Here is a 19,521-nt window from a genome sequence, read left to right as displayed (position 1 = left end):
AGTCTTAAGTCTCCAAACCAACAGGGGTAAAAATGAAAAAACTGGTCATCGCACTCGCCGCTTCCGTTGCGGCTCTCGGCGGCGTCGTTTCCTCGGCTGAGGCCGCCGACGCCAAGAAGGTCTGCTTCATCTATGTCGGTTCAAAGACCGACGGCGGCTGGACGCAGGCGCATGATATTGGCCGCCAGGAACTGCAGGCGCATTTCGGCGACAAGATCGAAACGCCTTTTCTTGAAAGCGTTCCGGAAGGCCCGGATGCCGAACGCGCCATCGAGCGCATGGCCCGCTCGGGCTGCGAACTGGTCTTCACCACCTCCTTCGGCTTCATGGATGCGACCGTGAAGGTCGCCCAGAAGTTCCCCAAGGTGAAGTTCGAGCATGCCACCGGCTTCAAGACCGCCGAAAATGTCGCGACCTACAATTCGCGCTTCTATGAAGGCCGTTACATTCAGGGCCAGATTGCAGCGAAGATGTCGCAGAAAGGTCTCGCCGGCTACATCGCTTCCTTCCCGATCCCGGAAGTGGTGATGGGCATCGACGCCTTCGTTCTCGGCGCGCAGTCGGTCAATCCGGAGTTCAAGGTCAAGGTCGTCTGGGCCAACACCTGGTTCGACCCCGGCAAGGAAGCCGATGCCGCCAAGGCGCTGATCGACCAGGGCGTCGACATCCTGACGCAGCACACCGATACGACAGCGCCGATGCAGGTTGCAGCGGAACGCGGCATCAAGGCCTTCGGCCAGGCCTCCGACATGATCGCGGCCGGCCCGCAGACGCAGCTGACCGCCATCAAGGACACCTGGGGCGCCTATTACATCAAGCGCACGCAGGCTCTTCTCGATGGTACCTGGAAGTCCGAATCCGTCTGGGACGGCCTGAAGGATGGCATCCTGACCATGGCGCCCTATACCAACATGCCGGATGATGTGAAGAAGATGGCGGAGGATACCGAAGCCAAGATCAAGTCGGGCGAGCTGCATCCATTCACCGGCCCGGTGAAGAAGCAGGACGGTTCGGAATGGCTGAAGGCCGGTGAAAAGGCTGAAGACAAGGTTCTTCTCGGCCTCAACTTCTACGTTGCAGGCGTGGACGACAAGCTGCCGCAGTAATCGGTGATTTCGCCAAACTCAACGTCATCCTCGGGCTTGACCCGAGGATCCCTGCCTTCGACGGCCTATGGATCTTCGCCTCAAGGGCAAGGATGACGTGGGAGAGGCTACTCATCGTTCACATTCTGGCCGCGCGTGACATTCATGCGCGGCCTTTGTTATTTTCATGTGTTTTACGCCGCGAACGAAGTTTGCCTTTGCTTTTCATGCGACTTGATGTTTTTCACTATAGTCTGACTTGAGATACACACGTCTGGCGCGATTTTTGAGATCGCCGGCCGAACGGAAGGACATGACATTTGCAGCGCGGAATGCTCGATGCGGCGATCGGTTTTCGAAAGTTGCGGACAAATCATGCACAGGTCGTTCACAAGCTCGGTCTCGATATCGTGTCCGGCGTTTTCAAGACGGGTGACATCCTGCCGGGCGACGCCGAGCTAATGGAGCGGCTGAAAGTATCCCGCACGGTTCTGCGCGAAGCGATGAAGACGCTGACGGCCAAGGGCATGATTTCTCCCAAGGCGCGTATCGGCACCCGGGTGACGGAGCGCGAAAGCTGGAACATGTTCGACAGCGAGGTGCTGCTCTGGCACTTCGAGGCGGGTGTCAGCGATGAATTCCTTTTGCATCTCTATGATATCCGCCAGGCTTTCGAACCCTATGGCGCGGGGCTTGCGGCTGTCAGGGCAAAAGATGCGGATATCGCAAAGCTCGCCGCTTACGCCAACGAGATGGGCAATACGGCGTATTCGAAGGAAAAGCGCGCGCTTGCGGATATGAACTTCCATGTCCTCATCACCGAAATGTCCGGCAACCCTTTCATGCGCACTGTCGGTTCGCTGATAAAGGCGGCTCTCGCAGGCATTTTCCGGATGAGCAACCCGGAAGCCGACCCCAACGAGATTTCCGACGTGTCTGCCTCTCACCTGCGACTGGTCGAAGCGTTTCGCCTGCGTGACGACACCACCGCCCGACGCGAGATGGAAAGGCTGATTGAAAACGGCCGTCAGCAAATACTGGAATTCACCGCCCGCAACCCCCGCCGATAGATCATGCCGGCCCGCCGCTGATCACGTTTGATGAAAATCTGCGTGGAAATTTGGTGGAGATTTGCATGGTTTCTTAAGTGGGGCGCCATTATAGCAATGCCGGAAAGAAATCACCGATACGCCTGTCCGTTAAAGCGGCCGGCGTAAAGTCAAACATTGCCACTGTCGCGGTCGTTCTTTGGCCGTGACAGGGTGTTGGAGGTCTTATGGAGCGTAGCTCTCTAGCCGTTATTCTCGCAGCGGGCGACAGCACGCGCATGAAGTCTTCGAAATCCAAGGTGCTTCATACGGTCGCCGGACGTCCGATGATCGGGCATGTGGTGGAGGCGGTGGCTGGAGCGGGCGTCGGCGCAGTGGCGCTGGTGGTCGGGCGCGATGCAGACAATGTTGCCGCAGCCGCCGGTCTCAAGGGTGTTCAGGTCGAAGCTTTCCTGCAGAAGGAACGCAAGGGTACGGGCCATGCGGTTCTTGCCGCACGCGAGGCGATCGAGCGCGGCTTCGACGACCTGATCGTCGCCTATGGTGACGTGCCGCTCATCACATCCGCAACGCTTGACAGGGCGCGGGAGGCGATTGCCGCCGGTGCCGATGTCGCCGTGATCGGTTTCCATACCGAGCGCCCCACGGGTTATGGCCGGCTGCTGGTCGAGAATGGCGAGCTGGTGGCGATCCGCGAGGAAAAGGATGCCACCGACGAGGAGCGCAAGGTCACCTGGTGTAACAGTGGGTTGATGGCCGTCAACGGACGCAATGCGCTGGACTTGCTCGACCGGATCGGCAACAGCAATGTGAAGGGCGAATATTATCTTACCGACATCGTTGAAATCGCCCGCTCGCTCGGCCGCCGTGCCGTTGCCATCGATGCGCCGGAAACCGAGCTGATCGGCTGCAACAACCGCGCCGAACTCGCCTTGATCGAAAGCCGCTGGCAGCAGCGCCGCCGCCACGAATTGATGGTCGATGGCGTTTCGATGATTGCGCCTGAGACCGTGTTCCTGTCCTTCGACACCAAGATCGGTCAGGACGTGCTGATCGAGCCCAATGTCGTTATTGGTCCCGGCGTGACGATCGAGCCCGGTGCCGTCATCCATGCGTTTTCGCATCTGGAAGGGGCCTATGTGGCCGAGGGTGCGGCAGTCGGACCCTATGCGCGATTGCGCCCCGGCGCCAATCTGCACGCCAATGCCAAGGTCGGTAATTTCTGCGAGGTCAAGAAGGCGGAAATCGGCGAGGGCGCCAAGGTCAACCATTTGACCTATATCGGCGATGCCTTCATCGGCGCAGGCAGCAATATCGGTGCTGGCACCATCACCTGCAATTATGACGGTTACAACAAGTTCGAAACGCGGATTGGGGCCAATAGCTTCATCGGCTCTAACTCATCGCTGGTCGCTCCCGTCACCATTGGCGACGGTGCCTATATCGCCTCGGGCAGCGTGATTACCGATGACGTTCCCGCTGATGCGCTCGCTTTCGGACGCGCGCGGCAGGAGGTCAAGCCGGGCCGCGCAACCGTCGTGCGCGATCGGGCGAAAGCGCTGAAGGAAGCGAAGAAAAAGTCCTCTTGAAAGACGTTACCGAGAGATACCGAAAGTGACCGGCGGCGTAATTGCCGATTTCAGGGAAACGATTAGTAGTTTCGGCGAAGAGATCGCCGTCTGGAGAAATATATGTGCGGAATTGTCGGAATTGTCGGAACCCAGCCTGTTGCTGAACGGCTTGTCGATGCGCTGAAGCGTCTCGAATATCGCGGTTACGATTCGGCTGGTGTCGCCACCATCGACAATGGCGCGATGGATCGCCGCCGGGCGGAAGGCAAGCTCTTCAATCTGGAGAAGCGATTGTCCGAAGAGCCGCTGCCGGGCGTGGTCGGCATTGCGCATACGCGCTGGGCGACGCATGGTGTGCCGAACGAAACCAACGCCCACCCGCATTTCGTCGACGGCGTTGCGGTCGTTCATAACGGCATCATCGAAAATTTCTCCGAATTGCGCGAGGAGCTGAGTGCCGAAGGTGCCACCTTCACCACCCAGACCGACACCGAAGTGGTGGCGCAGCTTCTGGCAAAATACACCCGCGAAGGCCTTGGCCATCGCGAAGCGATGCTGAAGATGCTGAACCGCGTCACCGGCGCCTATGCGCTGGTCGTCATGTTCAAGGATGATCCCGGCACGCTGCTTTCGGCGCGTTCCGGTCCGCCGCTTGCCGTCGGTTATGGCCGCGGTGAAATGTTCCTGGGATCGGACGCCATCGCGCTCTCGCCCTTCACCAACGAAATCACCTATCTGGTGGATGGCGACTGCGCCATCGTCACCCGTGAAGGTGCGGAAATTATCGATTTCTCCGGCAAGCCGGTGAAGCGCGAGCGCCAGATGTCGCAGGCGACGGCTTTCGTGGTCGACAAGGGCAACCACCGCCACTTCATGGAAAAGGAAATCTACGAGCAGCCGGAAGTCATTTCCCATGCGCTCAGCCATTATGTGGATTTCGCCTCCAAGACCGTGAAGGAGGCCGATAAGGCCATCGACTTCGCCAAGCTTTCCGGCCTTGCCATTTCCGCCTGCGGCACGGCCTATCTGTCCGGCCTGATCGGCAAATACTGGTTCGAGCGTTATGCGCGTCTGCCGGTGGAAATCGATGTCGCCTCGGAATTCCGTTACCGCGAAATCCCGCTCGTTCCCACGCAGGCGGCACTGTTCATTTCGCAATCGGGAGAAACCGCCGATACGCTGGCGGCCCTGCGCTATTGCCAGCAGGAGGGATTGAAGATCGGCGCGGTGGTCAATACGCGCGAATCGACCATGGCCCGCGAATCCGATGCGATCTTTCCGATCCTCGCCGGTCCGGAAATCGGCGTCGCCTCCACCAAGGCCTTCACCTGCCAGCTTGCAGTGCTCGCATCGCTAGCCGTCGCCGCCGGTAAGGCGCGCGGCACGCTGAAGCCGGGTGAGGAAAAGGAATTGGTGCAGCATCTGATCGAGATGCCGCGCATCATGAGCAAGGTGCTGAACATAATCCAGCCGCAGATAGAGGCGCTGTCGCGCGATCTGTCGCGCTTCAAGGATGTGCTTTATCTCGGCCGCGGCACCAGTTTCCCGCTGGCGCTGGAAGGTGCGCTGAAGCTCAAGGAAATCTCCTATATCCATGCCGAAGGTTATGCCGCCGGCGAGCTGAAGCATGGGCCGATCGCGCTGATCGACGAGAACATGCCGGTCATCGTCATCGCCCCGCATGACCGTTTCTTCGAAAAGACCGTTTCGAACATGCAGGAAGTTGCCGCGCGCGGCGGCCGCATCATCTTCATCACTGACGAGAAGGGGGCTGCGGCCTCCAAGCTCGATACCATGGCGACGATCACGCTGCCCAATGTCGATGAACTGATCGCGCCGATGGTCTTCTCGCTGCCGATCCAGCTGCTCGCCTATCACACCGCCGTCTTCATGGGCACGGATGTGGACCAGCCGCGCAATCTGGCGAAATCGGTAACCGTGGAATGATCATCCGGCCGGAGCGGCAGGGTGACGAAGAGGCGATCGGAACGCTGACGGAAGCAGCGTTCCGGGATATGCCGTTTAGCGACCAGACCGAACACCTGATCGTCGGCAGGCTGCGCGATGCGGATGCGCTCACCGTTTCTCTGGTGGCGGAGGATGGCGGACAGATCGTCGGTCATATCGCCTTTTCGCCCGTTACCGTTTCGGAGGCGGAAGGCCGCTGGTTTTCTCTTGGCCCGATTTCTGTCTCTCCCGAGAGGCAAGGTCAGGGCATTGGATCGCGCCTCGTCCATGAGGGGCTTTCAATGCTGGATCGGCTCGAAGCGGCAGGGTGCGTTCTGGCGGGCAGTCCCGCCTATTACGGCCGGTTCGGATTCGAGCGTTTCGACGGCCTGCACAGCAAAGGCATTCCTGACAAATATTTGTTGGCCCTGCGCTTGCATGGCGGAACTCCATCCGGCATTGTCGGTTTTCATCCGGGTTTCGATAGCGTCAACGCTTAATTCCGAACGGTAAATGACCGATATTCCAGTCAAAATTTCATTCGCAGCCCGTCTGCGCAACAGCTTCCTCACGGGCGTGCTCATCCTTGCGCCCGTCACCATCACCATGTGGCTGGTGTGGAGCTTCCTGCAATGGGCGGATAGCTGGGTTAAGCCCTATATTCCCGCCCGTTACGATCCCGAGCAATATTTCGATGTGGCAATCCCCGGTTTCGGCCTCCTGATCGCCGTCATCGGCATCACGCTCATCGGCTTTCTCGGCAACAACCTGATCGGCAAATGGATCGTCGGCGTCGGCGAATCCATCCTCAACCGCATGCCGCTGGTGCGGCCGATCTACAAGAGCATCAAGCAACTGTTCGAATCCGTTCTGAAGGAGCATTCGAACTCCTTCAAGAAGGTCGGCCTTATCGAGTTTCCCTCGTCCGGCACCTGGGCGATGGTGTTCGTATCCTCCGAGGTCAAGGGCGAACTCGCTCACCGTTTCAACGAGATGGGCCAGCAGATGGTCGCCGTCTTCCTGCCGCCGACACCGGTGCCGACAGCGGGTTTCCTGCTGTTCGTGCCCAAGGACAAGATCGTGATGCTGGACATGACGCCGGAAGACGCGGCGAAACTGCTGATATCCGGCGGTCTCGTGGCGCCGGATTTCACGCCGCCGAAGATGATCGCGCCGGTTTGAGGGTTAGAGAACGCTGGCGATGTCCGTTTGGGAAAAGTCGTTGCCGACATAAAGCACAGGGCAGCCTTCGGTCTTCGCCAGATCGTAGGCAAAGCAATCCCCGAAATTCAGCCCGGCCGGATGAATGCCCTTGCCCCAGATACGATAGGCTTCGGAAACGCCGTGCGCCGATTTTGGGGTGACGTGTCTGACGTCGATGCTCAGCCCTTCAATCAGCATGTCGAGTTCGCGGACGCGGTTACGCCGTTGTGCGACGATCATGGCTTCTGCGAGAGTGCCGGCGGAAATGAGCAGAGGCTCGTCCGTTTCGAGAGCTGCGGTACAGGCATCAGCTGTGGGTTCATCAAGCAGGATCGCCATCAAAGCCGACGTATCGATGACGATCATTTGGGCAAGCCGTGCTCGTCATAGAGGAAATCCTGACTATGCGCGGCGTCCGGGCCGTCATCTGCTCTGTTCGCGATTGCCGCGCGCACTTTTGCAAGCGCGGCTCTGCGGGATGTTTTATCCGGCACGGCAGTGACCGGAACCAGCCGCACGGCGGCATGGCCATGACGGGTGAGAATGACCTCATCACCAGCTTCGGCGCGGCGCACCAGTTCGGTAAGCTGACTTTTTGCATCCGTCACGGATATCTGCACGGCTAACCTCGGGCGTTAAAGTTAGCATTATATTAGTCCATTCAATGGACCATATCAATCCTCGTCATCCAGATCATCCACTTCCGTACCGGTGGTCGTGGCGTGGAACACGGGAACGAAAAGCCGCATATAGACCAGCCGCACGCTCCAGCCTTCCTCCAGTGCCTGCGTCCAGGCCTTCTTGCGGCCGGGCTTCTTGAACGCCTTGCCGATTGCCTTTTTCGCGCTCTTCGCAAATGTCTCCGGTTGCAGAATATTCTGCGGCGAACACAGCGCATAACCTTTGCGGAAGGCGGGCGGCGGGCGGCGCGGGTCGATCATGTTCATGGCGGTCACAACTTTCAGCCGGCGTGCAGGAAGCGGATCGCTTCGTCGCGGCGGTGCAGATAGAGCAGGGTGCGGAGCGCGTCGCCGCGCGGGCCGGTCAGTTCGGGGTCACGCTCGATGACATAGGCCGCGTCCTTGCGGGCGATTTCCAGAAGGTCGGCATGGGCCTCCAGGCTGGCGATGCGGAAGCCCGGTGTGCCGGACTGGCGGGTGCCGAGGAGTTCGCCTTCGCCGCGCAGTTTCAGGTCCTCTTCCGCAATCAGGAAGCCGTCCTCGCTGTCGCGCAGGATGGAAAGCCGGGCGCGGCCGTTTTCGCTGAGCGGCCCCTTGTAGAGCAGGATGCAGGTGGAGGCCTCGTCGCCACGCCCGACGCGGCCGCGCAGCTGGTGAAGCTGGGCAAGGCCGAAACGTTCGGCATGTTCGATGACCATGATCGTGGCATCCGGCACGTCAACGCCGACTTCCACCACCGTTGTCGCCACCAGCAGGCGGGTCTCGCCGCTCTTGAAGGCCAGCATGGCGGCGTCTTTCTCCGGGCCGCTCATGCGCCCGTGGATGAGGCCGATATTGGCGCCGAGCATCTGCGAGAGAACCGCGTGCCGTTCTTCCGCCGACATCAGGTCGGATTCTTCCGTTTCCTCTACCAGCGGGCAAATCCAGTAGGCCTTCTTGCCATCCTTCAACGCGGCGCGCAGCCGCTCGACAATGTCGCCGATCCGTTCGGTGGGGATCGTCACCGTCTGGATGGGTTTGCGGCCGGCCGGTTTTTCCGTGAGCTTGGAGACATCCATGTCGCCGAAGGCGGCCAGAACCAGCGTGCGTGGAATGGGCGTGGCGGTCATGACCAGCATGTGCGGTGTGATGCCCTTGGCGGTGAGGCGCAGGCGCTGGTGAACGCCGAAACGGTGCTGCTCGTCCACTACGGCCAGCACCAGGTTTTTATAGCTGACGCTATCCTGAAACAGCGCATGGGTGCCGATGACGATCTGTGCTTCGCCGGAGGCCACACGCTCCTCGATCTCGCGGCGCTCCTTGCCCTTGGTGCGGCCGGTCAGGACCTCGACGGTGATGCCTGCGGCATTGGCGAGTTTGGAGATGGTGGTGAAATGTTGCCGGGCAAGGATTTCGGTCGGGGCCATCAGCACCGCCTGTCCGCCGGCCTCGACGGCGGTTGCCATGGCCATCAGCGCCACCAGCGTCTTGCCGGCGCCGACATCGCCCTGCAGCAGGCGCAACATGCGGTCTTCACCTGCCATATCGGTCAGGATGTCCTTTACCGCGGCGTTCTGACTAGGTGTCAGCGAGAATGGCAGCAGCGAGAGGATTTTTGCGGCAACGTCGCCTTTGGCGCGGATCGGCTGGCCCGCAACCTTGCGCAGCCGCTGGCGCACCAGCGCCAGCGAAAGCTGGCCGGCGAGGAACTCGTCATAGGCAAGACGTCTGCGCGCCGGGGCCTGCGGCTCGATATCGGCGCTGTCGCGCGGGTCGTGCAGTTCGCGGAAGCTCGAAGCCACATCGCCGAAGCCCTGCCGGGTCTTCAGCGTCTCGTCGATCCATTCGGGAAAGGCGGGCAGTTTCGAAAGCCCGCCGTCGATCGCCCGCCGCAGCACCTTGGGAGACAGTCCAGCCGTCATCGGGTAAACGGCTTCCACCAGCGGCAGGTTTTCCGCCTCGGAAAGCTTCACCATGAAATCCGGATGCACCATGGAGGCACGGCCGTTGAACCAGTCCACCTTGCCGCTGACGAGAACTTCTTCATCGACGGGCAGGGCCTTGGAGAGCCAGTCGCCCTTAGCGCGGAAAAAGGTCAGCGCCAGTTCGCCGGTTTCGTCGTGCAGGAACACGCGGTAAGGCGCGGAACGATTGCCGGATGGCGGGGGTTGATGGCGATCGATGTGTCCCTGAATGGTGACAATGGCGCCGGGGGCGGCAAGCGCGATGCCCGGGCGGTTGCGCCGGTCGATGACGTTTGACGGTGCGTGGAACAGAAGGTCGATCACACGGGTATCGTCGGCGTTTTCCCGGCTGAGGAGCTTGGCCAGAAGATCAGCAAGCTTCGGCCCCACACCGGCAAGGGTGGAAACGGAGGCAAACAGCGGATCGAGAATGGCCGGACGCATGTGTCGCAAAATCGGGGAAGGGGGCGGGTTATGCAAGACGTGCCCGCCGACAAAGACGGGTTATCACCGGCAGTTTTTAGCTGCCGTGGCATTATTTCGATAAAAACCGGTTCCCAAGCGTTCGCTTCTTGTTCTATAGGAGGTCACAATAGACGAGGCAAAGATTGAAGGGCGCGCTGCAAGTTCGAAGCCTGCTGTTTTCACGATGCTCTCCTCTTCCTCATCCCTGTGCCTGTCACAGGGATCCAGCCAGCTCAAGTCTTTGGGCTGAAGGGACTCTATTCGTCGCGCAGACGCGCGCCGACTGGATTCCTGTGACAGGCACAGGAATGAGGGTGGTGGGGATGGACCGGCAGATGAAACCATTGAACCCTGCACCGCGATCCATACGAGAAGGAAAATGCGATGACTGGACTGGTGCGCACGAGTGCCGACCTCGATCCGAGACGCAGGCGGATACTTTACCGCTGCTGGCACCGGGGCATTCGCGAGATGGATCTCGTGCTCGGGCAATTCGCGGAAGACAATATTGCCGGGCTTTCCGACGATCAGCTCGATGAGCTTGAGATCATCATGGCGGAAGAGGATAACGACCTCGTCAAGATGGTGACGGGCGCTCTTGCCATACCGGAAAAATTCCAGACGCCGCTGTTTGAGAAGATCGCCTCCTATCGTCCCGATTTCGATCTCGTCACAGCCGAAACCCTGAAAGCCTGAAACATGATAGCCGGATTCGATGCAAAGCTGGTGGCGTCGGCCGATACGCCGCTGACCATCGGAAATGTGCCCTCCGGCATGGAAGCCCTGCTTTTGGCCGACATGGCGCGGGCAGGGACATCGGTGGCCTATGTGATGTCGGACGGCCAGCGGGTCGCCGATCTCGAACAGATCCTCGGTTTCGTCGCGCCTGACATTCCGGTGCTGACTTTGCCTGCCTGGGACTGCCTGCCCTATGACCGCGTGTCACCGAGCGCAGACACCTCGGCGCGCAGGCTGGCTGCGCTCTCCGGCCTCATCAGTCACGCGAAGAAACCGCATCCGGCCATCGTTCTCGTCACCGTCAACGCCATGCTGCAGAAGATGGCGCCGCGCGACATCATCGAGAGCCTCGGCTTTTCCGCAAAACCCGGCAACCAGATCCGTATGGAAGACATCGCCGCGCGACTGGAGCGCAACGGTTTCGACCGGGTGGCGACGGTGCGTGAAGTGGGTGAATTTGCCGTGCGCGGCGGCATTCTCGATGTTTTCGTTCCCGGTACGGAAGAGCCGGTACGGCTCGATTTCTTCGGCGATACGCTGGAAAGCATCCGCACCTTCGATCCGGCCAGCCAGCGCACCATCGGTCAGGCGCGCTCGCTTGATCTGAACCCGATGAGCGAAGTGACGCTGACGCCGGATACGATCAGCCGTTTCCGCAAGAATTACCTGTCGCTGTTCGGCGCGGCGACCCGCGACGACGCGCTTTATCAGGCCGTCTCCGAAGGCCGCCGTTATGCCGGCATGGAACACTGGCTGCCGCTGTTTTACGAGCAGCTGGAGACCGCCTTCGATTATCTGAAGGATTTCCGCATCGTCACCGATCACACGGCGCGGGAGGCGGCGAAAGAGCGCTCCAAGCTGGTGCTCGATTATTACGAGGCGCGTCGCGCTTCCGGCGAGACCAAGGGATCGACGCAGGGCGCGCCTTACAAGCCGGTATCGCCGGGGCAAATCTATCTCGACGGCAAAAGCTTCGAGGCGGCACTTTCCGCCGTCAATGCGGTGCGGCTGACGCCCTTCAACGAACACGATACCGAAGGCCGTCCGGTTGCGACGCTGGACGCTCATGTTGGGCCACGCTGGGCACGCCCACCGACCGAAGGCGATAGCGAAGAGCGGGTCAACGTCTTCGATCTGGCGGTGAAGCACATTGCCGAGCGCCGCGCCAAGGGCTGGAAGGTGCTGATCACCGGCTGGTCGGAAGGCTCTCTCGACCGGCTGCTGCAGGTCTTGAACGAGCACGGGCTTGAAAAGATCAAGCCGGTGACATCTCTGAAAGAGGTCGATAGGCTCGGCAAGGGTGAGGCGGCTTCGGCAGTGCTCAGCCTCGAAGCCGGTTTCGAGACCGGAACGCTCGCGATCATCGGCGAGCAGGATATTCTCGGCGACCGTATGGTGCGTCGCTCCAGACGCCGCAAGCGCGGCGCGGATTTCATTTCGGAAGTGGCGGGGCTGGACGAGGGTTCGCTCGTCGTTCACGCCGAACACGGTATCGGCCGCTTCGTCGGTCTGCAGACCATCGAGGCGGCGGGTGCACCGCGCGCCTGCCTGGAACTGCATTATGCCGACGACGCCAAGCTGTTCCTGCCGGTCGAAAACATCGATCTTCTCTCGCGTTACGGTTCTGACGCTGCGGAAGCAACGCTCGACAGGCTGGGTGGCGGCGCATGGCAGATGCGCAAGGCCAAGCTCAAGAAGCGCCTGCTCGACATGGCAGACGAGCTTATCCGCATCGCAGCCGCGCGTCTGGTGCGCCATGCGCCGGTTCTGGCCGCGCCGGACGGTCTTTACGATGAGTTTGCCGCCCGCTTCCCCTATGACGAGACCGAAGACCAGCTGAACGCCATTGACGCGGTTCGCGAGGATCTCGGTGCCGGGCGTCCGATGGATCGCCTCATCTGCGGCGATGTCGGTTTCGGCAAGACCGAAGTGGCGTTGCGCGCCGCCTTCCTTGCCGCCATGAACGGCGTTCAGGTGGCGGTCGTCGTGCCAACCACGCTGCTTTCCCGCCAGCATTTCCGCACCTTTTCGGAGCGTTTTCGCGGGCTGCCGATCCGGGTTCAGCAGGCCTCGCGGCTTGTCGGTTCCAAGGAACTTGCGCTCACCAAGAAGGAAGTGGCCGACGGCAAGACGGATATCGTCGTCGGCACCCACGCGCTGCTTGGTGCGGGCATCAATTTCGCCAATCTCGGCCTGCTGATCATCGATGAGGAGCAGCATTTCGGCGTGAAGCACAAGGAGCGCCTGAAGGAGCTGAAAAGCGACGTGCATGTGCTGACGCTTTCAGCGACGCCCATTCCGCGTACCCTGCAACTGGCCATGACCGGCGTGCGCGAATTGTCGCTGATCACCACGCCGCCGGTGGACCGCATGGCGGTGCGTACCTTCATTTCGCCCTTCGATCCGCTGGTGATCCGCGAAACGCTGATGCGCGAGCATTATCGCGGCGGCCAGAGTTTCTACGTCTGCCCGCGTCTTGCCGATCTCGCCGATATCCATGCTTTCCTGCAATCGGATGTGCCGGAGCTGAAAGTGGCGGTGGCGCATGGCCAGATGGCGGCGGGCGAACTCGAAGACATCATGAACGCCTTTTATGACGGCAAATATGACGTGCTGCTGTCGACAACCATCGTCGAATCCGGCCTTGATGTACCAACTGCCAATACGCTGATCGTGCATCGCGCCGATATGTTCGGTCTCGCCCAGCTTTACCAGCTGCGCGGTCGTGTCGGCCGTTCAAAGGTGCGCGCCTTCGCGCTGTTCACCCTGCCGGTCAACAAGGTATTGACGACGATGGCGGAGCGGCGGCTGAAAGTGCTGCAGTCGCTCGATACGCTGGGCGCCGGTTTCCAGCTTGCCAGCCACGATCTTGATATTCGCGGCGCGGGCAATCTGCTCGGCGAAGAACAGTCCGGTCACATCAAGGAAGTCGGCTTCGAGCTCTATCAGCAGATGCTGGAAGAGGCCGTGGCCGAGGTGAAGGGCGACGAGCAGGTGCAAGATAGCGGCTGGTCGCCGCAAATCTCGGTCGGCACCTCGGTGATGATCCCGGAAGACTACGTGCCGGATCTGCATCTGCGCATGGGTCTTTACCGCCGTCTCGGCGAGCTTGCGGATATAAGCGAGATCGACGGTTTCGGCGCGGAAATGATCGACCGTTTCGGCCCGCTGCCGAAGGAAGTCCAGCATCTCCTCAAGATCGTCTACATCAAGTCGCTCTGCCGCACCGCCAATGTCGAGAAAGTCGATGCCGGGCCGAAGGGCGTGGTCCTGCAGTTCCGCCACAAGGAATTCCCGAACCCGGCGGCCCTCGTCGCCTATATCGGCAAACAGGGCACGATGGCGAAGATCCGCCCCGATCACAGCCTGTTCCTGACCCGCGATCTGCCTACGCCGGAAAAGCGGCTGGCGGGTGCGGCGATGATCATGACGCAGTTGGCGGAACTGGCGCGTTCCTGAGGTTGTCGATCCATAGCGGACCGAGGCGTGTGGGGCTTACCCCCCTCTGCCCTGCCGGGCATCTCCCCCTCAAGGGGGGAGATCGATATGCGGCTAGGTTTCGCCCATCTCGATGTTCGAGAATGAAGTGGTGTCAGCGCCTCTTTCCGATCTCCCCCCTTGAGGGGGAGATGCCCAGCAGGGCAGAGGGGGGTAATCCCCACACGCCTCCGGTCGACCGTCAATGGGAAACCCCTGAAAGCCAAGACCTAAAGCACGTCCAGACAAACGAAAACAGAAGGGTCCGACATCGTCTGCTTTACCGGACCTGACAACCTCCACAAACATTACAGCGATGTAATGAAACGGACATGCGCCGGTAGCGTCGGCGGGCGTAGTCTTGTCTTCCTGTCCTGTGCTGCGTTCACCTACGCGCAGCCGGAAGACGAAGGAGCAAGACAATGTGGACCAGGATGAACAGGTTCGTCTCCGCAGGTCTGGTTGCTTTGACAATTGCGGGCACCACAATTGCCACCACCAGCCAGGCGGAAGCACGCGGTCATTTCGGACATGGGCATGGCGGCGCGGGTATTGCCGCGGGTATCGCTGGAGCAATTATCGGCGGCGCCATCATCGCCGGGGCGCGGCATCCCTATGGCGGCCCCTATTATGACGAGCCTTTTTACGGCCCGCCGGTTTATGGCCCTCCGGTGATCTATCAGCCCGCATATCCACGCTGCCACGTCGTCTGGCGGCAGAATAGCTGGGGTGATATGTACCGCGCGCGCGTCTGCGACTGACCCTTCGCTGCCAACAGTAAAATAGCTATGGAAGAACGAGCCGGGACTAAAGGGTTCTGGGCGCGTCTTCCGGCGTGATGCCGACGGCGACATTCTGGTCGGTGGCGGCGATGGAGGCTGGCATCGGCACTTTTCGCTGTTTTTCACGGATGAGCGTCAGAAGACCCGAGCCGACGATGAGCGCTATGCCGATCAGCATCCAGCCATCGATATGGTCGCCAAAGATAAGGTAACCGAACAGAATGGCCCAGAGCATCTGGCTATATTGCGTCGGTCCGATCATGGCGGCCGGGGCGTAACGGGCGGCATACATGACCAGCACGTTGCCGACGGCGGCAAACAGGCCGTAACCGGCCAGAAGCAGCCATTGCTCGCCGCTTGGCGGCACGAAAGTGGGGATCATGGCCAGGCCGCTGATCACCAGACAGCCCAGCACGCCCGCGCCATAAAGCGAGACGTTTTTTTCCGACGGCCCCATGGCGCGGAAGATCACGATGGACAGCGCGCCGCTTAGACCACCGAGGATAGCGCCGAGATGGCCGATGCCCAGTTCGCGGAAGCCGGGCCGCAGGATGATCAGCACACCAATAAAGCCGATGATGACCGCCGACCAGCGCTTGATGCCGACCTGTTCCTTCAAAAACACCACAGACATAATGGTGACGAAGGAAGGCAGCAGGAAAATCAGCGCAAAGGCTTCGGCCATGGAGAGGTGCGTGAAGGCGGTGACGCTGCCGACCGCCCCGATGCCGGAGGCAAAAAAGCGGATGAGCCAGAGCGGGCGGTTCGTCGTCCTGACGATGTCCATCCAGCGGTCGTTGCGCTTTCGGATGAGAGGCAGGGCAACGAGGCCGAAGACGGCGCCGAAGAAGGCCGATTCGATCGGTGAAATCTGGCCTTCTATGAGTTTAACGCTCGCGTCGCTCCATGCGTAGGCAGCGAAGGCGGCGAAGGCAAGCAGAATGCCTTTCAGGGTCTGGTCGGACACGGGAAAACACCAACAGTTTATCGGTTAGGGTAAGCTGCCGGTGGTTCGACCGTCAGTTCATCGACTTATGCTCGTCCGCCTTGATTTTTGCAATATCCCGCAGTGCAGCAATTAATACATCAGGCGTTTGCGCGCCGCTGATGGCATATTTCTGGTCGAGGATGAAAAACGGCACGCCGGCGACGCCCATTTGCTGCGCCGCATCAATTTCTGCAATGACGGTGTCCTTGTCCGCATCCGATGCGAGCAGCCGCGTCACCACCTTGGCGTCCATGCCTGCCTTTTCGGCAATGTCGGTCAGTACGGCGTGATCGCCGATGTTGCGGCCTTCCTCGAAATTCGCTTTGAACAGGCCGGTGACGATCTTCTCCTGAACGTCGCGACCTTCGGCATGTGCCCAGAGCGACAGGCGGTGGGCGTCGAGCGTGTTCGGGCCGATCTTGATCGCATCGAAATCGTAATGGATGCCGACTTCCCTGCCGAGTTGCACCAGAGTGGTGTGCGCCTGTGCGAGGCGCTCCTTGCCGAGCTTTTCTTCGAGAGCAGCTTTCTGGTCGACGCCTTCCGGCGGATAATCCGGGTTGAGGCGGTAGGGCCGCCAGTTCACGTCGATGCTGATTTCGTCCTGCACCTCGGCAATGGCAAGATCGAGCCTCGCCTTGCCCAGATAACACCAGGGGCAGACCATATCCGATACGACGTCGATAACGATGCGTTCCATGGCTTTATCTTCCGTTGTCTTGGACCGGGCAGGGGCGGTCTATTGCGCCCGTGCATCCCACCAGGTCTGTTTCTGATTGCCTGATATCGGGGTCATATCCGGGCGGTCGATATATTTCCAGCGGGCTATCCATTGTGCGCCGATGTAGTAGAGCGGAATGACGTAGTGACCGGCAACCAGCAGGCGGTCATAACCGCGCACAGCCGCCTGGAAATCCTCCGTCGAGCGGGCCTGCAAAAGGGCCTCGATCATGCGGTCTATGTCGGGGCTCGCCGCGCCCGCATAGTTGAAGCTGCCCTGTGCATCCCGCGACAGTGAACTCCAGCGGTTGAGCTGCTCGGCCCCCGGCGAAAGCGAGGAGGGCAGGGAGCGGATGATCATGTCGTAATCGAAGCTGTTGGAGCGGGCCTGATACTGGCCGTCGTCAACAGAACGGATGCCCATGGCGACGCCGATCAGGTTCAGCGAACGCTGATAGGCAAGTGCGATGCGCTCCTGCGCCGGGTTCTGCGTCATGATCTCGAATGCAAGCTGACGGCCATTGGCGTCGGACATTTTGCCATTCTTGATGCTGTATCCGGCCTCTTTCAGCTTATCGACTGCCAGTTTCAGGACCTTGCGATCCGCACCGGTCCCGTCTGTGGTCGGCAGGGCGTAGGTTCCCGCCAGAAGTTCGGGTGGCATGGTTTTGGCCGCATCGCCGAGCAGCGCAAGCTCGCGCTCGTCGGCGGCATTGCCATAGGCGCCGAGCGCGGAATTCTGCCAATAGCTCTGCGTACGCTTGAAGGCGCCGCCGAGGATGTTCTTGTTCATCCATTCGAAATCAAGCGCGTAGGACAGGCCCTCGCGCACCTTTTCGTCGGCAAAGACCGCGCGGCGGGTGTTGAAAACCAGGCCGAACATGCCGGATGGCAGGCGCGGCTGGAAAACGTCCTTGGCGATATCGCCGCGATGGACGGCGGGGAAGTTGTAGGCCTGCCCCCAATGCGAGGTGTCGGAGGTGCCGTTGATGGCGTCGCCTTCGGGATAGATGTCGATATCGCCCTTCTTGAAGGCCTCGAACATGGTGGTGACCTGGAGGAAATAGGTGACGCTGATCTCGTCGTAATTCTCGAAGCCGACCTTGCTTGGAATGTCCTTGCCCCAGTAGTCCGGGTTTCGCTCCCAGATGATTCGCTCTCCCGGCCGCAGGGTCTTGATTCGGTACGGACCCGAACCGACGACCGGGCCGAGGCCCGCCTGCTCGAATTTTTCCGGATCGATTGCGTGTTTCGGCAAAATCGGGGTGGAGGAGGCGAGAATGAGCGGCGTTTCGCGGTTCGCCCTGTCGTTGAAGGTGAAACGCACGCCGTGATCGCCGATCTTTTCCAGCTTCGCCACACCGTCGAGGCGGCTGTTGAAAGGCGGGCGGCCTTTTTCCTTCAGGAGGTTGAAGGTGAAGATCACATCGTCAGGCGTCACCGGTTCGCCATCCGACCACTTGGCCCTGGGATTGATGTTGAACTGGATGAAAGTGCGCTCTTCATCCCATTCCGCGGTTTCGGCCAGCAGGCCGTAAAGGCTGAAAGGCTCGTCGCTTGAGCGCTGCATCAGCGGTTCGTAGAGGAGATTGCCGAATTCCGGGTCCCAGACGCCGCGCGCCGTGGTGCGCATTCCCTTGAGAACGAAGGGGTTGAGGCTATCGAAGGTGCCGACGACACCATAGGAAATGCGGCCGCCTTTCTTCACATCCGGATTGACATAGGGGAAGTGGTGGAAATCTGCCGGCAGCGCCGGCGTGCCGTGCATGGAAATGCCATGAAGCGGCTGCGCCTGGGCGCTCCCGGCGGGAAGCAGGGATGAACCCAAAAGAAACAATGCGGGGATGAGGGCCGCAAGGTCGCGCATCTTATTATCCTGTCTCAACTGTCCGTCCGATTTGTCATGATGATCGGTTTATCGTCATGATTGGTTTTTTCGTTATGATTCTGGCAAATATGTAGCACAGGCCCATGGCCGGACCCATGCGAGGGCGGGAAATCTTGGCCCACCTCAAGAAAAAGTTAAAGAAGTGCTGGATATCGCCGCGATCGGCATGTAACAGGGTGGCCGGAAGAGACGGGTCACGCATTTGCCTCATTTAAACGACAGTTGAACGGGCAGAAGGATACCGCCATCGGCGAGCAGAACCTTAGCGGTGCTGTTCTGGCAGACATTCAGGAGACGGAACTCTTATGATGCAAAAGGCAAACACATTCACCCGGACGGCTCTGTCCGCTCTGGTCCTCTCTCTCGGCGCAATGTCCGCTCCGGCCATCTCGCAGGCGCAGGATGCTGCTCCCGCGGCTCAGGGAGCCGGCGCTCCTCCGCTCGGCTGGTTCAAGACCTGCTCCAAGCAGGAAGACAACGATGTCTGCGTTGTGCAGAACGTGGTTCTTGCCCAGAACGGCCAGATGATCACCGCTGTCGGCCTCATCACCGTCGAAGGCAAGGTTAACCGCAAGCTGCTGCAGGTCTCCGTTCCGACCGCGCGTCTCGTGCCCCCGGGCGTGATGATGCAGATCGACGGCGGCAAGGGCCAGAAGCTCGATTACGCCGTTTGCCTTCCCGACAAGTGCACGGCCGAAGTTCCGCTGACGGACGCCATGATCGCATCGCTGAAGAAGGGTAGCGAGGTGGTCTTCACCTCGATCAACTTCCGCCGCGCGCCGAACCCCATCAAGATTGCGCTGACCGGCTTCACGGGTGCTTATGACGGCCCGGCGATCAGCCAGTCGCAGCTTGCCGAAAGCCAGCGCAGCCTTCAGGAAGGCATGCAGAAGAAGGCTGAAGAGGCCCGCAAGAAGCTGGAAGCCGCCCAGGACGCCGCAAAGGGCGCGCCGAAGCCCTGATTGCAAGCGCAAGCTTCAAGAAC

18 protein-coding genes are annotated in these 19,521 nt (G+C 60.4%); 10 read left to right on the top strand and 8 right to left on the bottom strand.

Annotation, left to right across the window (positions count from 1 at the left end; genetic code table 11):
• The first annotated feature begins 32 nt into the window (after nucleotides 1–32).
• The 6 genes from JZY08_RS07865 (at nucleotide 33) to JZY08_RS07840 (ending at nucleotide 6,834) form a co-directional block, all read left to right on the top strand.
• Nucleotides 33–1,106: a BMP family ABC transporter substrate-binding protein gene (locus tag JZY08_RS07865; protein WP_216329863.1), complete on the top strand. Its 1,074-nt coding sequence runs from the start codon at nucleotides 33–35 to the stop codon at nucleotides 1,104–1,106.
• A gap of 311 nt (nucleotides 1,107–1,417) precedes the next feature.
• Nucleotides 1,418–2,155, top strand: coding sequence for a FadR/GntR family transcriptional regulator (locus JZY08_RS07860; protein WP_082184399.1), 738 nt, complete (start codon nucleotides 1,418–1,420; stop codon nucleotides 2,153–2,155).
• Between the two features lie 206 nt (nucleotides 2,156–2,361).
• Complete coding sequence (glmU, locus tag JZY08_RS07855) at nucleotides 2,362–3,723, top strand: bifunctional UDP-N-acetylglucosamine diphosphorylase/glucosamine-1-phosphate N-acetyltransferase GlmU (RefSeq protein WP_216329862.1); 1,362 nt, start codon at nucleotides 2,362–2,364, stop codon at nucleotides 3,721–3,723.
• Between the two features lie 102 nt (nucleotides 3,724–3,825).
• Complete coding sequence (gene glmS, locus JZY08_RS07850) at nucleotides 3,826–5,652, top strand: glutamine--fructose-6-phosphate transaminase (isomerizing) (RefSeq protein WP_216329861.1); 1,827 nt, start codon at nucleotides 3,826–3,828, stop codon at nucleotides 5,650–5,652.
• Nucleotides 5,649–6,152: a GNAT family N-acetyltransferase gene (locus tag JZY08_RS07845; protein WP_216329860.1), complete on the top strand. Its 504-nt coding sequence runs from the start codon at nucleotides 5,649–5,651 to the stop codon at nucleotides 6,150–6,152. The genes glmS and JZY08_RS07845 overlap by 4 nt, the downstream gene beginning before the upstream one ends.
• A gap of 13 nt (nucleotides 6,153–6,165) precedes the next feature.
• Nucleotides 6,166–6,834: a DUF502 domain-containing protein gene (locus JZY08_RS07840; RefSeq protein WP_003495510.1), complete on the top strand. Its 669-nt coding sequence runs from the start codon at nucleotides 6,166–6,168 to the stop codon at nucleotides 6,832–6,834.
• A 3-nt stretch (nucleotides 6,835–6,837) separates the two neighbouring features.
• On the opposite strand, the gene JZY08_RS07835 is transcribed toward JZY08_RS07840, so the two are convergent.
• From JZY08_RS07835 to JZY08_RS07815, 5 genes are all read right to left on the bottom strand, one after another.
• Entirely contained in the window at nucleotides 6,838–7,221 is a 384-nt protein-coding gene (locus JZY08_RS07835) for a type II toxin-antitoxin system VapC family toxin (protein ID WP_216329859.1), read from the bottom strand.
• Nucleotides 7,218–7,475 (bottom strand): type II toxin-antitoxin system Phd/YefM family antitoxin, encoded by a 258-nt coding sequence (locus tag JZY08_RS07830; protein ID WP_216329858.1) that lies wholly within the window; start codon nucleotides 7,473–7,475, stop codon nucleotides 7,218–7,220. The genes JZY08_RS07835 and JZY08_RS07830 overlap by 4 nt, the downstream gene beginning before the upstream one ends.
• A 54-nt stretch (nucleotides 7,476–7,529) precedes the next feature.
• On the bottom strand, nucleotides 7,530–7,802 hold the full coding sequence (locus tag JZY08_RS07825; protein WP_216329857.1) for a hypothetical protein: 273 nt from the start codon (nucleotides 7,800–7,802) through the stop codon (nucleotides 7,530–7,532).
• A gap of 14 nt (nucleotides 7,803–7,816) precedes the next feature.
• Nucleotides 7,817–9,922 carry an ATP-dependent DNA helicase RecG gene (recG, locus tag JZY08_RS07820; protein ID WP_216329856.1) on the bottom strand — a complete coding sequence of 702 codons (2,106 nt, stop codon included), beginning with the start codon at nucleotides 9,920–9,922 and terminating at the stop codon, nucleotides 7,817–7,819.
• Nucleotides 9,923–9,985: 63 nt separating this feature from the next.
• Nucleotides 9,986–10,126, bottom strand: a complete 141-nt coding sequence (locus JZY08_RS07815; RefSeq protein WP_216329855.1) for a hypothetical protein — start codon at nucleotides 10,124–10,126, stop codon at nucleotides 9,986–9,988.
• Between the two features lie 201 nt (nucleotides 10,127–10,327).
• Between JZY08_RS07815 and JZY08_RS07810 the strand changes: the two genes are divergently transcribed.
• From JZY08_RS07810 to JZY08_RS07800, 3 genes are all read left to right on the top strand, one after another.
• The gene (locus JZY08_RS07810) at nucleotides 10,328–10,639 is read left to right on the top strand and encodes a succinate dehydrogenase assembly factor 2 (RefSeq protein WP_003508031.1); all 312 of its coding nucleotides are present in this window, start codon (nucleotides 10,328–10,330) and stop codon (nucleotides 10,637–10,639) included.
• A gap of 3 nt (nucleotides 10,640–10,642) precedes the next feature.
• The gene (gene mfd, locus JZY08_RS07805) at nucleotides 10,643–14,140 is read left to right on the top strand and encodes a transcription-repair coupling factor (RefSeq protein WP_216329854.1); all 3,498 of its coding nucleotides are present in this window, start codon (nucleotides 10,643–10,645) and stop codon (nucleotides 14,138–14,140) included.
• 440 nt (nucleotides 14,141–14,580) lie between these two features.
• A complete protein-coding gene (locus JZY08_RS07800) occupies nucleotides 14,581–14,919 on the top strand; it encodes a hypothetical protein (RefSeq protein ID WP_035242419.1) in 339 nt (112 codons plus the stop codon).
• 46 nt (nucleotides 14,920–14,965) lie between these two features.
• On the opposite strand, the gene JZY08_RS07795 is transcribed toward JZY08_RS07800, so the two are convergent.
• Genes JZY08_RS07795 through JZY08_RS07785 form a run of 3 tightly spaced genes read right to left on the bottom strand, consistent with a single transcriptional unit; the run spans nucleotide 14,966 to nucleotide 18,515 of the window.
• Nucleotides 14,966–15,907, bottom strand: a complete 942-nt coding sequence (locus JZY08_RS07795; RefSeq protein WP_082184390.1) for a DMT family transporter — start codon at nucleotides 15,905–15,907, stop codon at nucleotides 14,966–14,968.
• Between the two features lie 52 nt (nucleotides 15,908–15,959).
• Nucleotides 15,960–16,628 carry a DsbA family oxidoreductase gene (locus tag JZY08_RS07790; protein ID WP_137037765.1) on the bottom strand — a complete coding sequence of 223 codons (669 nt, stop codon included), beginning with the start codon at nucleotides 16,626–16,628 and terminating at the stop codon, nucleotides 15,960–15,962.
• Between the two features lie 39 nt (nucleotides 16,629–16,667).
• Complete coding sequence (locus JZY08_RS07785) at nucleotides 16,668–18,515, bottom strand: extracellular solute-binding protein (RefSeq protein ID WP_216329853.1); 1,848 nt, start codon at nucleotides 18,513–18,515, stop codon at nucleotides 16,668–16,670.
• A 326-nt stretch (nucleotides 18,516–18,841) separates the two neighbouring features.
• Here JZY08_RS07785 and JZY08_RS07780 point away from each other — a divergent pair, with 326 nt between their 5' ends.
• The gene (locus tag JZY08_RS07780; RefSeq protein WP_003495530.1) at nucleotides 18,842–19,498 is read left to right on the top strand and encodes an invasion associated locus B family protein; all 657 of its coding nucleotides are present in this window, start codon (nucleotides 18,842–18,844) and stop codon (nucleotides 19,496–19,498) included.
• The last annotated feature ends 23 nt before the right edge of the window (nucleotides 19,499–19,521 follow it).

Origin of the sequence: Rhizobium sp. X9 (assembly GCF_018873185.1) — a bacterium.
GTDB lineage: Bacteria > Pseudomonadota > Alphaproteobacteria > Rhizobiales > Rhizobiaceae > Agrobacterium > Agrobacterium oryzihabitans.
The sequence above is the reverse complement of the archived record's forward strand: the minus strand, read 5'-3'. Positions and strand labels throughout refer to the sequence as shown.

Excerpts from the sequence above, each read along its gene's own strand:
- recG (WP_216329856.1), bottom strand. The coding sequence starts at position 9,922 with ATGCGTCCGGCCATTCTCGATCCGCTGTTTGCCTCCGTTTCCACCCTT.
- JZY08_RS07780 (WP_003495530.1), top strand. The coding sequence starts at position 18,842 with ATGATGCAAAAGGCAAACACATTCACCCGGACGGCTCTGTCCGCTCTG.
- JZY08_RS07845 (WP_216329860.1), top strand. The coding sequence starts at position 5,649 with ATGATCATCCGGCCGGAGCGGCAGGGTGACGAAGAGGCGATCGGAACG.
- JZY08_RS07810 (WP_003508031.1), top strand. The coding sequence starts at position 10,328 with ATGACTGGACTGGTGCGCACGAGTGCCGACCTCGATCCGAGACGCAGG.
- mfd (WP_216329854.1), top strand. The coding sequence starts at position 10,643 with ATGATAGCCGGATTCGATGCAAAGCTGGTGGCGTCGGCCGATACGCCG.
- JZY08_RS07785 (WP_216329853.1), bottom strand. The coding sequence starts at position 18,515 with ATGCGCGACCTTGCGGCCCTCATCCCCGCATTGTTTCTTTTGGGTTCA.
- JZY08_RS07840 (WP_003495510.1), top strand. The coding sequence starts at position 6,166 with ATGACCGATATTCCAGTCAAAATTTCATTCGCAGCCCGTCTGCGCAAC.
- JZY08_RS07790 (WP_137037765.1), bottom strand. The coding sequence starts at position 16,628 with ATGGAACGCATCGTTATCGACGTCGTATCGGATATGGTCTGCCCCTGG.
- glmS (WP_216329861.1), top strand. The coding sequence starts at position 3,826 with ATGTGCGGAATTGTCGGAATTGTCGGAACCCAGCCTGTTGCTGAACGG.
- JZY08_RS07835 (WP_216329859.1), bottom strand. The coding sequence starts at position 7,221 with ATGATCGTCATCGATACGTCGGCTTTGATGGCGATCCTGCTTGATGAA.
- JZY08_RS07825 (WP_216329857.1), bottom strand. The coding sequence starts at position 7,802 with ATGAACATGATCGACCCGCGCCGCCCGCCGCCCGCCTTCCGCAAAGGT.
- JZY08_RS07800 (WP_035242419.1), top strand. The coding sequence starts at position 14,581 with ATGTGGACCAGGATGAACAGGTTCGTCTCCGCAGGTCTGGTTGCTTTG.
- JZY08_RS07860 (WP_082184399.1), top strand. The coding sequence starts at position 1,418 with ATGCTCGATGCGGCGATCGGTTTTCGAAAGTTGCGGACAAATCATGCA.
- JZY08_RS07865 (WP_216329863.1), top strand. The coding sequence starts at position 33 with ATGAAAAAACTGGTCATCGCACTCGCCGCTTCCGTTGCGGCTCTCGGC.
- glmU (WP_216329862.1), top strand. The coding sequence starts at position 2,362 with ATGGAGCGTAGCTCTCTAGCCGTTATTCTCGCAGCGGGCGACAGCACG.